Consider the following 14,008-nt stretch of genomic DNA (forward strand, 5'->3'; position numbering starts at 1 on the left):
CGCGGGACGCCGTTTCGCCTGTAACCTACGGTAATTTACTCCCTGGGCCGCACGCTACGGAGCGATGCTGGCGTTTGTGGGACGGCGCCCCCGCGCCGCCCAGCCAGGTGCCTCAGGTGCCTCATGGATCGAGCCGTCATGGCTGCCATCGCCCGCTTTCCGGATCGCGGGCACGCCATCGCGGAACTCGCCCGGACGGACGAGGACTTCCGGGGCCTCTGTGCCGATCTCGCCGACGCCAAGGCGGCTCTCGTGCGCTGGGAGCGCGCGCCATCGCCCGTGAAGGAGGCGCGCTGTGCCGAATACCGTGACCTCGTGCGGGATCTCGCCGCCGAACTCGAGGCCACGCTGGATCGCCACCTCTAGGAGGTCCGCATCGCGTGCGGGCGGTTCGCAAGCAGGAGGATCGACAATGACCCGTGTCGTTTTGCTCGCCGCCCTCGGGGGCTTGGTGCTTGCCGGGCCGGGCTGGGCGCAGGTTCAGGATCCCGGGCTGGCGCTGCACGGCGGCGAGATCGTGATCCCGTCAGAAAACACCCTCGAGCGGGAGGCGGTGACGCAGCCCCGGAACGAGTTCTCGACGGACGACGCCATCGCCGACCGGCAGATGGAGGAGCAGGACCGGGTGATCGACCGCGAGGTCCTGCGCGGCATCTGCGCGGACTGCTGAGGGACCGTCCCCTCCTGTCCTGGTTACCGATGGCACGTGCTCTGCCGATCGCACGGTGCTCGCGCAGGATGCGGGCGGCAAGCCGCAAATGCCCCTCGGATCTGGGCATAGCTGATGAAAGGGTGAAGCGGATGAAGGCATCCTTGGCGGCTATGGCGCTTGTTGGCGCGGTTGCTGTGGCACTCATTGCGATCGCTCTGGCGGGGTGTCAGTCGACCGTGGGGACGGTAAGCGGCGCCCCGAACGGCATGCTCACGAAGGCCGGCTTCGTGGCCAAACGCGCCAGCACGCCGGAGCAGGTCGCGGTGCTCAATGGCCTGCCGCCGAACACGTTCGTGCGGCAGACCGCAAACGGGAAAGCAACCTATCTCTACGCCGATCCGGTAGCGTGCGGCTGCGTGCATGTCGGAGGCGAGAGCGCCTTCCAGAGCGTCAAGGGCATGCAGAACATCGTCTATGACATGAACCGCCTGGAGTTCGGCGGCGGGCTCGATCCGAACAACATCGGCGATCTCAGCGACTGGCAGCCGTTCTGATGTCCGACGTGGTCTGGAGCACGCCGAGGTGAACGGGGCAGGGGAGGTTAACGGGTCACAATATCAGCGAGTGGTGAACGCCAGAAAGGCTGTCGCAACCAAGGCCCCGCCCTTCGCCCTATTCGATCTAGCCTCGAGAACCGCCTTGTGTTCACATCGGGCGGTGCCCACCTTGGCGGGATGAGCGCTCCCTCGGCCATTGCGACACCCGCTGACCCGTCCCTCTCAGGTGTGGAGAATTCTTCCCCTGCGCTCCCCGCCGGCATCGACCGGCTCCGGAATTGGCTGATCGAGGAGGGTTCCCGGGACGATGATGCCGACGAGATGCTCACTCAGTTTGCCGAGCATCTGAACGACCTCGGCCTGCCGGTCGATCGCATTGCAACGGCCATCGAAGCCTTGCATTCCGAATATGCCGGCGTTGGCCGCTTCTGGACGCGTGACGAGGGATCGACGATCCGGCTCCTGCCCCATGGCGCGCGGCGTGAGGCAGTGTATCAGCGCAGCCCCTTCGCGCATGTGAACCGAACCGGCGAATGGCTTCTCCTCGACCTCGCCGAGACCTCCGATGACCTGTTCCCGATCGTTCCCGACCTCAAGCGGGCCGGTTACCGTCATTACCTGACCGTGCCGGTCCGGTTTGCGTCTGGCGCCGGGAATGGAATCTCCTTCGCGACACGATCCCCGGATGGGTTCGGCCCGCAGGCGCTTCACGTACTGAGAGCAGTGATCCCGACCTTTGCAGCCGTGACCGAACTGAGGGCACTGAGAAAACGCCTCGACAACGTCTTGCGGATCTATGTCGGCGACGAGCCGCACCGTGCGATCCTCTCCGGCGCGATCGTGCGCGGTCAGGTCACCCGGATCCGCTCGGCGATCTTGTTCGCCGATATGCGCGACTACACGAAGATCTCGGCCAAGCTCAGCCCGGAGGGGACCGTCGAGCTCCTGAACTCATTGTTCGACTGCCTCGTCCCGCCAATCGAGGAGGAGGGCGGAGAGGTCCTGAAATACCTCGGGGACGGCCTCCTCGCGATTTTCAGGGATCGCGGTGACGACACGGGCGGCGCGGCCCAATCTGCTTTGACGGCAGCAATCGGAGCGCTCACGCGGATCGTGGCCGCGAACAACGAAGGGCGCTTCCCGGCGCCAGTCAGAGTGGGGATCGCACTCCATCACGGAGAGGCGGCTTACGGGAATGTCGGCTCGGGACAGCGGCTGGATTTCACGGTCATCGGACGCGACGTCAATCTCGCGAGCCGGATGGCCGAACTCAACAGGGAACTCGGCGAACCGCTCCTGATGTCGCGCGGCTTCGTGGATCATCTGTGGGGCAATCCCGAGCGCCTTGGTCCGTATCTGCTCGACGGTTTCGAGGAGCCGGTCGAGATCTACCGGCCATGAGCCGGTGATCGATAAACTTGTTTCGGTCCTTCGAACGCTTCGTTGCAGCCTTCCATGAGAGAAGACGGGTGCCGAAACCCGTCCGGAGCCTGCTGCATCATGGACCTTCTTCGTCGCTTCCGTGAGAATGATCGCGGTGCCGTCGCCATCGTGTTCGCGGTTGCTCTCATCCCCATCATGGGCCTGAGTGGCGCCGCCATCGACTACACGCGCGCAACCCAAGCGAAGAGCAAGCTCCAGGCTGCCACGGATTCGGCGGCGCTCGCAGCACTCACCATCAAGGCTTCGACGCTCAGCCAGCGCGAGCTCGCGGCAAGGACCGTGTTCGAGGCCAATCGTCCGGACGACGTGATGCCTTCCGTGACCTATGCAGTCGGCCAGAAGGAAGCGGTCGTCACGGCGACGGGCGAAGTCTCGACCTCGATGCTCAAGGTCCTGCGGATCAACGACATCGGCCTGCGCGCGCGAGCGAAGGCCGTGCGGGTTTACGATGGACCGCCACCCTGCATCCTGACGCTCAGTCCAAGCGCGACCGCGGCAATCGATATGACGGGTAATACTACCTTTCAGGGCAAAGGCTGCGTCCTTCATTCCAATTCGAGCGCCAGCGGCGCCATTACGATCGGCGGATCGGCAACCGTGCAAGCCGATGGTTATTGCGCAGTCGGAACAGTGACAGCGGGCTTCACGCTCACCCCGCCGCCCGAGAATGGCTGCGACGTCATGGAGGATCCGTACAAGGGCCTTTCTTATTCCGGCAGCACGACCTGCGATCCGAAATTGAGAAACGTCTCCGTTCAGCCACAAGACTCGAAGAACCTTTGGCCCGGCGTCTATTGCGGCGGGCTCGATCTGAAGGGCAAGGTCACGTTCGCGAAGGGCGTCTATGTCATCAAGGATGGAGACCTCAAGATCGGATCGCAGTCGGATGTGACCGGCGACGAGGTAACGTTCTATTTCGTCGGCACATCGACTTTCGACATTGCGGGCGGCGCTCGTCTGGAGTTGTCCGCGTCGACCGAGAAGGAGCCGTTCGGTGGATTGCTCTTCGTCCAGGATCCGAACGCACCGCTGAACACCACCAAGCTGAACGGGAACAGCGGCACGATTCTGAAGGGCGCCATTTACATGCCGAAGAGTCACGTCGAGGTCACCGGGAATGGAAGTTTCGGCGTGTCGAGTCCCTTCATGCCGATCATTGCCAACACGGTCAAAATGTCGGGATCGTCGGTCCAGGAAACAAAAGAGACGAGCGTCAATCTTCCGAAGCCGTTGCCCAGAAGCGCGAGTGGTGCAAGATTGGCGGAGTAGGCGGAATGCGGGAGAAGACTCGTGCGCTAAGCGCATGGAGTATGACTCCCAGGATCAGCACCACCACCCTCGCGCGCCCTACACCTCTTCCCTGGCGAGAGAGGTCGGCTGCACAGCAGCCGCGTGAGGGGGGAACTCTGCGCTATCCTGTTGTTAAATTCGGAATTTTCCTTACAATTGCGCGATGCTGCCACCCTCACCCTTCCCTTGTGGGAGAGGTCGCTCCAATTTGGCAGAACGAACCCAAAAGTGATGTGTTTGCAGCGCCATATCTACGTTTTCCCCTTGTGGGATAGGTCGCCCCGAAGGGACGGGTGAGAGGTGAGCCACTGTGCCCTGAATCGAGCGCGCCCTTCAGAAATCTTGCCCCGACAAGCCTGCCGTGCCACGAATTTCGCCAGAGGCCAAAGTGGCATAGAGAGCCTGACGAATGGGATGGGTTCTGCTCGGCGCTGTCGTCCTGGTGATCCTCTATCCGGTCGTGGTCTATGGCAGGCTGGTATCCCTGCAGCAGCAGATGATCCGCGCCTTTGCGGACATTGACGCACAACTCAAGCAGCGGCGCGATCTCGTTCCGGCCCTCGTCGAATCCATGAAGCACTACGCCGCTCATGAACGCAGGACTTTAGACGCCGTGATGGCCGCGCGGGATGCCGCGGCGACGGCGCATGGACCGACTCATCAGGTAGCCGCCGAGTCCCAACTCACCGGCGCGCTCGGCCACCTGTTCGCGCTTTCGGAATCCTATCCGAATCTAAAGGCCAGCGAGCCCTTTCTGGTTCTTCAGGAGAGGATGGCGGCCGTCGAAGATGACCTCGCAGCAGCACGGAAGCTCTTCAACAGCACCGTATCGGAGTTCAACGCCGCAATCCGGTCGTTCCCTGCCGTGCTCTTTGCCGGTTCTCTTGGTTTCATCCCGCGCGAATTCTTCGACATCGGCGAAGGGCAAAGGAGTGCGCTCGATGTCCCGCCCCGGGTCGAGTTCTAGCCCTGTGCTCCGCCTCGAGCTGTCAATTCGCTGACCGCGATCCACAGCGGGACATCAGCCAAAATACGCCATGGTCCTTCGCATCCGGCGCCGCACGATGCGGTGCCCGACCAAGCGGAGAGACACCATGCGCAAGATCGCAATCGTAACGGCGGCTCTGGTATCGGCCGGAATCTGGACCACCGCACAAGCCGGGAGCCTCGGACGGCCCTGCACATGGGCCCCGGAATCAACCTGGCTGTCGCTGTCAGACCTGAAGTCCAAGGCGGAGTCCCTCGGCTACAAGGTCGAAAAGGCGAAGCTGAAGGCCTCCTGCGGGGAGATCTACGCCCATGACGGCAATGGAGTTCGCACCGAGCTGTTCCTCGATCCGACCTCGGGCGCGGTCGTCGCAAAGCAGTAGGGGCCCGGCATGTCGATGGGCAATCATGCGATCGGAGCCGGCGGCATTGCGCCGCCGGCCACGAGCGGCGACGAAACAACCACAACACTCCGAATGGTCCGCGTGTGGGATCCGTTCGTCCGCATCTTCCACTGGAGCCTGGTCAGCCTGTTCATCGTTGCCTTCGCGACAGGCGATGAAATCGAGTGGCTGCATCTCACGGCCGGCTATGCGATCGCGTCTCTCGTCGCCTTCCGCATCCTCTGGGGCTTCATGGGTTCGCGTCACGCGCGCTTCGCCGATTTCGTCCGTGGACCGCGCGAGGTGCTCGACTACATGCGCGAGGCCGCCCGGCTGCGCGCTCCACGCACTCTCGAACACAACCCGGCCGGTGGCGCGATGGTCCTGGCGCTGCTCATGCTGCTGACCGGGATCTCCGCGACAGGGATCATGATGACGACGGACGCGTTCTGGGGTGCGCAATGGGTCGAGGATGCTCACGAGGCGCTCGTCTACCTGGCCTTGGGCCTGATCGGGCTGCATGTCGCCGGCGTCATCTTCTCCAGCATCGAGCACGGTGAGAACCTCGTGAAGGCGATGGTCACCGGCCGCAAGCGGGCTGCATAGATCCTCTTTGATCGGCTCTCGACGCTCCGGCGGTACTGTCGCGAGACAGGCACCGCCGGAGCGGTTGCATGTGCTGGCCATATTTGAAGAGACTGCCAGCCTTGGGCCGTCCTCTGCGGGCTGGCGGTCTTTTGCCGAGTCGTAGTAACGGATCTCCAACGGAAGAGTTGGCGATGCTGTCACGATGACTCAGGAGCTGTTTCAGAGGCTCGGGCTTGCGCTCGCGATCGGACTCCTGGTCGGCCTGGAACGCGGCTGGAAGTCGCGCGAAGAGCACGAGGGCGAACGGGCTGCGGGGCTGCGCACCTACGCGCTCTCCGGGCTTCTGGGCGGTGTCAGTGCGGCCTTGGCGTCGCTGACCAGTCCGATCGTCCTGGCAGCTTCGCTCGTGGCGTTCACGGCAGCCTTCGCGGTGTTCCGGTGGCTCGAGGCGGTCGACGAACGGGATTTCAGCGCGACGGGCATCGTCGCCGCGATCCTGACTTTCTTGCTCGGCGCCTATTCGGTGCTCGGCGAGATGCGTGTTGCCGTTGCCGCCGCGGTCGCGACCACCCTTCTCCTTGCGCTGAAGCAGCCGCTGCACCGGTGGGTCAACCGTCTCTCCTGGGAGGAGATCAGAGCGACCCTGACACTACTGGCCATGACCTTTCTGCTACTGCCGGTGCTGCCGGATCGTGCGGTCGATCCATGGGGAGCCCTCAATCCGGCCGAAGTCTGGGTCCTGGCCATCGTGCTCGCTGCGGTCTCGTTTGCGGGCTATGTCGCGGTTCGCGTTCTGGGCGAGCATAGAGGGGTCGCAGCGGCCGGGCTGGCCGGCGGTCTTGCATCCTCCACGGCGACGACGGTCACTTTTGCAAGGCTCGCGCGCGAGCAGAAGGATGCGGAGGCTCTCCTGGCGGGAGGCATTCTCCTGGCCGGCGCCGTGATGCTCGCGCGGATCCTGGTGATCGTGACAGTTCTGAATCCGGATCTGGTGCAGCGCTTGGCCTATCCTCTCGGTGCGGCCGGCGCCGTGTTCGCCGTTGGCGGGGTCTATCTCGTGACGCCGTGGAACCGGATTGGGCCACAGAGTCCGAACCTTGCCCTGACGAACCCGTTCGAGCTCGGTACGGTGTTTAAGATCGCCGGGGTGATCGCCGTAATCGTGCTGCTCGCGAATCTCGTGACCCGCACGGCGGGGGAGGGCGGTCTTCTCGCCCTTGCTGCGGCCTCCGGCGTGGCGGATGTCGATGCCATCACGCTGTCGCTTGCGAGACTCGGACTACATGAAATCGACCCGCGAACGGCGACGCTCGGGATCGGAATTGCTGCTGCCACCAACACTGTCGCGAAATCCGTCATGTGCGGAGTGTTCGGGACCGCGCGGCTCGCGACGATCGTCGGCACCGTGAGCGTTCTCGCCCTCGCCATCGGGGCCATAGTGATGATGACCATGGGATTCTGAGAGGACCATCGAGACGCTCCTATGATCTCCATCAGGCGCGAAGCCGCCATTGCCCTGGCTGACGGACACCCGCCTCTGCCTGTGCTATCTGCCTCTCGGACAGGAAGGAGGAAATCATGAAGCAACGCGTTCTCGTGACTGCAGGAGCCTCCGGCATCGGGCGCGAAATCGTTCGAGCCTTCGCGGACAACGGCGCGACCGTATTCGTGTGTGACATCGACGAGGAGGGCCTCGGCCGCTTGGCCCAGGAGATCCCGGGCCTCGTCACGACGGTTTGCGACATGGCGGACCGCCAGGATATCGGGCGCATGGTCGCTCGTAGCGTCGAGGCAATGGGAGGCCTGGACGTTCTCGTCAACAATGCCGGCATTGCCGGCCCGACCGTGCCCGTCGAGGCAATCGACCCGGACGACTGGGACAAGGTCGTGAGCGTCAACCTGACCGGTACGTTCGACGTCACGCGTCTCGCGATCCCTCATCTCAAGAAGTCCCCGGCCGGGGTGATCATCGTCATGTCCTCCGCCGCCGGCCGGTTCGGCTACCCCAACCGCGCATCCTATGCGGCCACGAAATGGGGCCTGATCGGGTTCACGAAGACGCTTGCCATGGAACTCGGCGAGCACGGCATCCGCGCGAATGCGATCCTGCCGGGCACCGTCGAGGGGCCGAGGATCCAAAGAGTTTTCGAGGGACGGGCCCAGGCGACCGGGCGTCCGGTCGAAGAGATCAAGCAGGTCTCGATGGCCAACCAGTCCCTCAAGGCGCTTGTGGATCCGCGCGACATTGCGGCTCTCGCCGTTTTCCTGGCATCGGATAGCGCCAAAACCATATCGGGCCAGGCACTGCCCATAGATGGAGATATCCAGAGGCTCTCCTGAGCTGACTCGAGGAGTACGCGGCGCTGCTGTCCATGATCGGATTGCGGACGGCAGCGCCTGCATTCCTCCGTGATCACGCCGCAATTGGTAGCGCGTGTCGACGGTCTCTTGCGCGTGTGACGAGCTTCGTCAGTTCGCGCAACCAGAGCACCGAACTTGCGACGGCGAGGCAGGCGAGCCAGTCGCTCGCGCCCAAGCTCACCGTGGAGAACGCTTTCTGCAAAAAGGGAGTGTAGATCACGGCAACATGCAGGAGAAGCGATAGCAGGACGCCTCCCCAGAGCCAGGCATTGTGGAGGAGTCCACTGAAGGCGCTGCGCTCGTCCGAGCGCGCATTGAAGACGTTGAACAGCTGGAACAGCATCAGCGTCGTGAACGCCATCGTCTGGCCATACCGCAAGGAGCCGGTGCCTTCGACCAGACCGCCGGGCAGCGACGCGTCGAGGACGAACAGGGTTCCGGCCGTCATCACGACACCCACGAACAGGATGCCGGTCCACATGCGCCGGGTGATCACGTCCTCGCCGCGCGGGCGCGGCGGCCTGTCCATGAGCCCGGGATCCGCAGGATCGAGCCCGAGTGCAAGGGCGGGCGCGCCGTCCGTCACGAGGTTGATCCAGAGGATCTGCGTGGCCAGGAGCGGCAGGACGACGCCACTGCCTCCCTCCGGCGTCAGGCCGATCACCCCGGCCAGCAGAACCCCGAAGAACATCGTCATGACTTCGCCGATGTTGGACGAGAGCAGGTAGCGGAGGAACTTGCGGATATTCGAGAAGATCGCACGTCCCTCGCCGACCGCGGCCACGATCGTCGCGAAGTTGTCGTTTGCCAGGACCATGTCGGCCGCTTCCTTGGAAACGTCCGTTCCCGTGATCCCCATCGCGATGCCGATATCCGCCGTCTTCAGGGCCGGCGCGTCGTTGACGCCATCGCCGGTCATGGCAACGGTTGCGCCCTTGCGCTGCAGGGCCTGGACGATCCGCAGCTTGTGCTCGGGGTTCACTCGCGCGTAGACCGACACTTCGCGAACGGTTCGGTCGAGCATGTCCTCGGGCATATTCGCCAGGTCCGCCCCTGTAACCGCCCGCTTGTCGGCGGCAATCCCGAGTTCCGCGGCGATGACGGCCGCCGTCCTAGGGTGATCACCCGTGATCATGATCGGCCGGATGCCGGCTCCCTTGGCCTGCGCCACTGCAGCTTTCGCTTCGTCTCGCGGCGGGTCGATCATGCCGATCAGCCCGAGGAACACGAGATTCTGCTCGACCCGTTCGTCGAAATTCTCATGCCCGAAGACATCCTTCGGCAATGAGCGGAAGGCGACACCGAGCGTTCGCAAGGCCTCTTCGGCCAAGTCGTCGTTGACTTTCAAAATGGCGGCTCGGCGCTCGGCCGTGAGAGTCCTCGCCTCCTCTCCGACGAGCTCATGCGAGCAGCGCCCCAGCAGGATGTCCGGTGCGCCCTTCGCGAGAGCGATCCGCCGCTCCTGCCGCTCGGCATCTTCGTGAACCGTGCTCATCAGCTTGCGTTCGGACGAGAACGGAATTTCCGCGATGCGCTCGAAGCGAGCCTCGAGCGCATCGGCTTCGAGTCCGGCCTTGCGGGCCGCGACGATCAGGGCGCCTTCCGTGGGATCGCCCTGAACCGTCCAGCGCCCGTCGTGCTCCTGCAGGACCGCGTTGTTGGCTCGGTCCGCTGCGGCGAGCGCACGCACGAACTCCGAACGCAGCGGGTCCCCGATCGCCCCGCCCCCGTTCGGCACGACCTCGCCGACCGGGGCGTAGCCCGTGCCGCCGAACATCACGCTGCCGCTCGCGGTGACGACACGGCGCACCGTCATCTCGTTCTTCGTGAGGGTTCCCGTCTTGTCGGAGGCGATGACGTCCGCCGAGCCGAGCGTCTCCACCGCGGCGAGATGGCGAATGATAGCCTTGCGCTTGGCCATGCGCTGCACGCCGAGCGCCAGCACCGCCGTCACAACGGCCGGCAAGCCCTCCGGCACCGCGGCCACCGCCAGCGCGACGCCGAGGATGAGCACATCGAAAATGGCCGAGAAGCCGTGCACGTCCTCCACGATGAGGATCGTCGCGATCATCACGACGGCAATGACGATGACGGCGATCCCGAGCTGCTTGCCGACCCGGTCGAGCGCCTTCTGGAGCGGCGTTGTCTCGTCCGGGGCCTGCTCGAGCATCCCGGCGATACGTCCCATCTCGGTCTGCATGCCGGTGGCCGTGACGACGGCGCGACCGCGCCCGTAGCTTGCCGAGGTGCCGCTGAAGATCATGTTGCCGCGATCGCCGAGCCCGACCTCCTCCTCGATCGCCGCAATACCCTTCGATACAGGCAGGCTTTCGCCGGTGAGTGCGGCTTCCGCCATCTGCAGTGCCGTGGAGTGGATCAGCCGCCCGTCGGCGGGAGCGGTGTCGCCCTCCTCGATGAGAATGATGTCGCCGGGCACGATTTCGGTCGCGGCGATGCTCTCCTGCGCGCCGTCGCGAACGACGGTCGCGAACGCGGCCGCCATCTGGCGAAGCGCCGCGACGGCCTGCTCCGCGCGCGCCTGCTGGATGAAGCCCATGACGGCGTTGAGGAGCACGACCGCCAGGATCGCGATAGCTTCGTAGGGCAGGTCGGCATCGCGCTCGTAGAGCCACAACCCGGCGGAGACCAGAGCCGCGATGATCAGGAGAATGACGAGCACATCCCGGAACTGGTCGAGAAACTTCCTCCAGGCCGGGATGGGCTTTTCCGGAGTGAGCTCGTTTCTCCCGTATCGCTCAAGACGCGACCGTGCTTCCGTGCGGCTGAGGCCGCGCTCCGCATCGGTGCCGAGGGCCGTCAAGACGGAGTTGACCTCTTGTCGGTAGGGAGGCGTTGGGGATGTCGACGCGGGAGCAGTCACGTTCGATCTGCCAATTGACCTGTCACGGCCTGAAGAGACCGGTTTCGAAGAAGCGCTCCAAGGCATCCACTTCTGGCTGCAGATCGATTCCCCGCTCCTGCAGCCAGGAGTCGTTCAAGTGCGTGCTTCGATAACGTTCTCCCGAGTCACACAGGAGCGTTACCACCGACCCTTGCTCTCCCCGCTCGACCATATCGCTGACGATCTGAGCGAGAGCCCATATGTTGGTGCCGGTCGATCCTCCGCACGACCGTCCGATGCGCTGTGAAAGGACACGCGCCGCCGCGAGGCTCGCCGCATCCCGCACTGCGTAGGCGCGGTCGATCAGCTCCGGCACGAATGAAGGCTCGCATCGAGGGCGTCCGATCCCCTCGATCACGGAGGGCGGTTCGGACGAGGTGCAGATGCGCCGGTCGGCGAAGTGGCGGTGAAACACGGACGATTCCGGATCGGCGAGGCACAGGCGGGTCGGCAGGCGGCGATAGCGGATGTAGCGCCCCAGCGTGGCGGATGTGCCACCGGTGCCGGCGCCGACCACGATCCAGGCCGGGACGGGATGTTCCTCAAAGGCCATCTGACTGAAGATCGACTCGGCGATGTTGTTGTTGCCCCGCCAGTCGGTCGCGCGCTCGGCATACGTGAATTGATCCATGTAATGTCCGTCGAGTTCATCGGCGAGGCGCGCGCTCTCGGCATACATCTCGGAAGCGCTGTCGACGAAGTGACATTCGCCCCCGTAGAAGGTGATCGCTGCGATTTTCTCGGCGGAGGTCGAGCGCGGCATGACGGCAATGAAACGCAGGCCGAGCATTCGGGCAAAGTAGGCTTCCGAAACGGCCGTCGAGCCGCTCGATGCCTCGATGATCGTAGTGTCCGGCCCGATCCACCCGTTGCATAATCCGTAGAGAAACAAGGAGCGTGCGAGTCGATGTTTCAGGCTGCCCGTGGGATGAGTGGATTCGTCCTTGATATAGAGAGCGATCCCTGGGGCGCCCGGGAATGGTATGCGCAGCAGATGGGTATCCGAGGAGCGGTTGAAGTCAGCCTCGATGATCTTGATCGCGGTAGACACCCAGGACCGGCGTTCTGTCGCGGGCTGCATTCGGATACTCCTCTCGAGAGCCGGAGCTGATGGGAACCAGTCTTATAGATCCAGGAAATGATCCTCCTGAAGTGGGTGCGGATCAAAGCGCTCTGGCGGAGGTTGTCGCCCCGGGACCAACTCGGACTGCCGAGCCGGTCGCTGCCGGGTGGTCATAGGGTCAAAAAAGCGCCCAGATGCTGAAGACACGTAAACCGGCCCTAGCTTGGAGATCGCTGGAAGTATGGTGTTACCGTTGCGACGACTCGCTCATCGGCAGATCTGCGGCGGCAACCGCGGGTTAGTGCCGTGACTAGAAGGGACAAGGAAAGGCTGGCGCGCAGGTTCGACCGCCTGGAGCGCGGACTGCCCCCTTCCGTTGCCCGGTTTCTTCAATGGCTCAGGGAACCATCGTCCCGCGGATTCCGGATCCCGCTGGGGATCCTCCTGGTCATCGGTGGGTTCGCCGGCTTCCTTCCCATCCTCGGCTTCTGGATGTTGCCGCTCGGCCTGCTCCTGCTGGCTCTGGATGTCCCGATCATGAGGCGCCCGACCCGGCAGGCCTTGGTCTGGGCCGACCGCCGCTGGGCGCAGTGGAGGCGGCGCTGGAATGGTAGGAGGGGAGTGTCGGGTCGGTAGGTCGGGGCCACGGCTCCCGCGCGTGCTCGGGAGGAGAGACTCTGCGTGAAGTCATCCAGCCTATCACGCCACCATTTTCGCTTTACGAGCCGGAAGGGAAGCAATGCGTGATTGCGTCACGCTGCCGGTTCGCGTGTGGATAATGGATGCTACGAGCCTTGCGCATCCTCTCGTTCGAGGGAGTCGGCTGCCGCCCGCCACTTGTTCAGGAGATGCTCGAAGAGAATGGTCGCGAGCTCTTCTCCGCTCCTGCGCCGCAATGCATCGACCATTTTCTCGTGCTCGCGCATGGCCTGTCCCCAGCGATCGCTAGCGAGCACGTTCGCCGAGTAGCGCAGCTGACGCATGCGTGCGGTAAAGGTCCTGTAGGTTGCCTGCAGGGCATCATTCCCGGACGCGGCGACGAGCTTCTCGTGAATGGCCTGATTGAGTCGGAAATACTCCGGCAATTCGCGGCGCATGTAGTGGCCGTACATGTCGTAGTGCAGCTGTTCGATCTCCGCGACCTCGTCGTCGGTGATCCGCGCGCATGCGAGCCTGCCAGCAGCGGATTCGAGCCCGGCAAGCACTTCAAAGCAGTCCTTGATGTCCTTGTCCGTGAACTGCCGGACTCGGGATCCCCTGTTTGGAAGCAGCTCGACCAGCCCTTCCGCCGCGAGAACCTTCAGGGCCTCGCGTAAAGGAGTCCGCGAGACGTGGAACGCCTCGCAAAGGTGCCGTTCCGGGATGCGGCCGCCGGGTAGGAGGTGACCCTCGACGATGAAATCCCTCAGGCGTGAGAGAAGATCATCATGAAGGTTGTCCCGGTCTACCTTTCCGTAGGCATGCGCCTTGGTAGCCTGACTTGATAATTCTGAATTCAGAACACTGTCCGTCATGGATGGCCATTCAATAGCGAGCTTCAAGCCGGAAATTTGGGGCGAAGGATAAAAACGGCCAAGCCTACCGGCAGCCTAACGCGTTTTTGTAACGTTGGTCAGGGCAGCCCGCAACCCGCGGGGCATCACTGGTTAACGATAGTTGATGTTTTGGCGATAATCCGGGCGATCCATAGCCACAATGTAATGTAATTCGGAGATTGCGCTCGGTTAAAATGAATGCAAACCTGCGGTTAGGTGATTGACAAAGATCGGGAGAGAGCGCTGT

Annotated in this window: 14 protein-coding genes; 11 read left to right on the forward strand and 3 right to left on the reverse strand. The window is 63.6% G+C overall.

The features are described from left to right. The first annotated feature begins 138 nt into the window (after positions 1 to 138). From BN1233_RS06780 to BN1233_RS06825, 10 genes are all read left to right on the forward strand, one after another. On the forward strand, positions 139 to 366 hold the full coding sequence (locus BN1233_RS06780; RefSeq protein ID WP_244470955.1) for a hypothetical protein: 228 nt from the start codon (positions 139 to 141) through the stop codon (positions 364 to 366). Positions 367 to 412: 46 nt separating this feature from the next. Beyond that, positions 413 to 670: a hypothetical protein gene (locus BN1233_RS06785; protein ID WP_046862764.1), complete on the forward strand. Its 258-nt coding sequence runs from the start codon at positions 413 to 415 to the stop codon at positions 668 to 670. Positions 671 to 801: 131 nt separating this feature from the next. Next, complete coding sequence (locus BN1233_RS42640; RefSeq protein WP_048709460.1) at positions 802 to 1,206, forward strand: hypothetical protein; 405 nt, start codon at positions 802 to 804, stop codon at positions 1,204 to 1,206. 180 nt (positions 1,207 to 1,386) lie between these two features. Then, positions 1,387 to 2,610 (forward strand): adenylate/guanylate cyclase domain-containing protein, encoded by a 1,224-nt coding sequence (locus BN1233_RS06795; protein ID WP_082145296.1) that lies wholly within the window; start codon positions 1,387 to 1,389, stop codon positions 2,608 to 2,610. 99 nt (positions 2,611 to 2,709) lie between these two features. Beyond that, positions 2,710 to 3,921 (forward strand): TadE/TadG family type IV pilus assembly protein, encoded by a 1,212-nt coding sequence (locus BN1233_RS06800; RefSeq protein WP_046862765.1) that lies wholly within the window; start codon positions 2,710 to 2,712, stop codon positions 3,919 to 3,921. Positions 3,922 to 4,351: 430 nt separating this feature from the next. Then, positions 4,352 to 4,909, forward strand: coding sequence for a LemA family protein (locus tag BN1233_RS06805; protein WP_046862766.1), 558 nt, complete (start codon positions 4,352 to 4,354; stop codon positions 4,907 to 4,909). A gap of 127 nt (positions 4,910 to 5,036) precedes the next feature. Continuing rightward, positions 5,037 to 5,312: a PepSY domain-containing protein gene (locus BN1233_RS06810; protein WP_046863159.1), complete on the forward strand. Its 276-nt coding sequence runs from the start codon at positions 5,037 to 5,039 to the stop codon at positions 5,310 to 5,312. Between the two features lie 9 nt (positions 5,313 to 5,321). Further along, the gene (locus BN1233_RS06815) at positions 5,322 to 5,918 is read left to right on the forward strand and encodes a cytochrome b/b6 domain-containing protein (protein ID WP_046862767.1); all 597 of its coding nucleotides are present in this window, start codon (positions 5,322 to 5,324) and stop codon (positions 5,916 to 5,918) included. Positions 5,919 to 6,102: 184 nt separating this feature from the next. Beyond that, positions 6,103 to 7,362 (forward strand): MgtC/SapB family protein, encoded by a 1,260-nt coding sequence (locus tag BN1233_RS06820; RefSeq protein WP_046862768.1) that lies wholly within the window; start codon positions 6,103 to 6,105, stop codon positions 7,360 to 7,362. Between the two features lie 116 nt (positions 7,363 to 7,478). After that, a complete protein-coding gene (locus BN1233_RS06825; RefSeq protein WP_046862769.1) occupies positions 7,479 to 8,240 on the forward strand; it encodes an SDR family oxidoreductase in 762 nt (253 codons plus the stop codon). A 73-nt stretch (positions 8,241 to 8,313) separates the two neighbouring features. Here BN1233_RS06825 and BN1233_RS06830 read toward each other — a convergent pair whose 3' ends face one another. Both BN1233_RS06830 and BN1233_RS06835 read right to left on the reverse strand, forming a co-directional pair. After that, a complete protein-coding gene (locus BN1233_RS06830; protein ID WP_046862770.1) occupies positions 8,314 to 11,142 on the reverse strand; it encodes a cation-translocating P-type ATPase in 2,829 nt (942 codons plus the stop codon). A 22-nt stretch (positions 11,143 to 11,164) separates the two neighbouring features. Continuing rightward, complete coding sequence (locus BN1233_RS06835; protein ID WP_046862771.1) at positions 11,165 to 12,244, reverse strand: PLP-dependent cysteine synthase family protein; 1,080 nt, start codon at positions 12,242 to 12,244, stop codon at positions 11,165 to 11,167. A 288-nt stretch (positions 12,245 to 12,532) separates the two neighbouring features. On the opposite strand from BN1233_RS06835, the gene BN1233_RS06840 reads away from it, so the two are divergent. Then, positions 12,533 to 12,862 (forward strand): hypothetical protein, encoded by a 330-nt coding sequence (locus BN1233_RS06840; protein WP_046862772.1) that lies wholly within the window; start codon positions 12,533 to 12,535, stop codon positions 12,860 to 12,862. Positions 12,863 to 13,011: 149 nt separating this feature from the next. Here the strand turns inward: BN1233_RS06840 and BN1233_RS06845 are convergent, their stop codons facing one another. Then, on the reverse strand, positions 13,012 to 13,740 hold the full coding sequence (locus tag BN1233_RS06845; protein ID WP_046862773.1) for a GntR family transcriptional regulator: 729 nt from the start codon (positions 13,738 to 13,740) through the stop codon (positions 13,012 to 13,014). Positions 13,741 to 14,008 lie beyond the last annotated feature (268 nt).

This window comes from Microvirga massiliensis, assembly GCF_001006805.1.
In the GTDB taxonomy this organism is placed as follows: Bacteria; Pseudomonadota; Alphaproteobacteria; order Rhizobiales; family Beijerinckiaceae; genus Microvirga; species Microvirga massiliensis.

Excerpts from the sequence above, each read along its gene's own strand:
- BN1233_RS06780 (WP_244470955.1), top strand. The coding sequence starts at position 139 with ATGGCTGCCATCGCCCGCTTTCCGGATCGCGGGCACGCCATCGCGGAA.
- BN1233_RS06785 (WP_046862764.1), top strand. The coding sequence starts at position 413 with ATGACCCGTGTCGTTTTGCTCGCCGCCCTCGGGGGCTTGGTGCTTGCC.
- BN1233_RS42640 (WP_048709460.1), top strand. The coding sequence starts at position 802 with ATGAAGGCATCCTTGGCGGCTATGGCGCTTGTTGGCGCGGTTGCTGTG.
- BN1233_RS06795 (WP_082145296.1), top strand. The coding sequence starts at position 1,387 with ATGAGCGCTCCCTCGGCCATTGCGACACCCGCTGACCCGTCCCTCTCA.
- BN1233_RS06800 (WP_046862765.1), top strand. The coding sequence starts at position 2,710 with ATGGACCTTCTTCGTCGCTTCCGTGAGAATGATCGCGGTGCCGTCGCC.
- BN1233_RS06805 (WP_046862766.1), top strand. The coding sequence starts at position 4,352 with ATGGGATGGGTTCTGCTCGGCGCTGTCGTCCTGGTGATCCTCTATCCG.
- BN1233_RS06810 (WP_046863159.1), top strand. The coding sequence starts at position 5,037 with ATGCGCAAGATCGCAATCGTAACGGCGGCTCTGGTATCGGCCGGAATC.
- BN1233_RS06815 (WP_046862767.1), top strand. The coding sequence starts at position 5,322 with ATGTCGATGGGCAATCATGCGATCGGAGCCGGCGGCATTGCGCCGCCG.
- BN1233_RS06820 (WP_046862768.1), top strand. The coding sequence starts at position 6,103 with ATGACTCAGGAGCTGTTTCAGAGGCTCGGGCTTGCGCTCGCGATCGGA.
- BN1233_RS06825 (WP_046862769.1), top strand. The coding sequence starts at position 7,479 with ATGAAGCAACGCGTTCTCGTGACTGCAGGAGCCTCCGGCATCGGGCGC.
- BN1233_RS06835 (WP_046862771.1), bottom strand. The coding sequence starts at position 12,244 with ATGCAGCCCGCGACAGAACGCCGGTCCTGGGTGTCTACCGCGATCAAG.
- BN1233_RS06845 (WP_046862773.1), bottom strand. The coding sequence starts at position 13,740 with ATGACGGACAGTGTTCTGAATTCAGAATTATCAAGTCAGGCTACCAAG.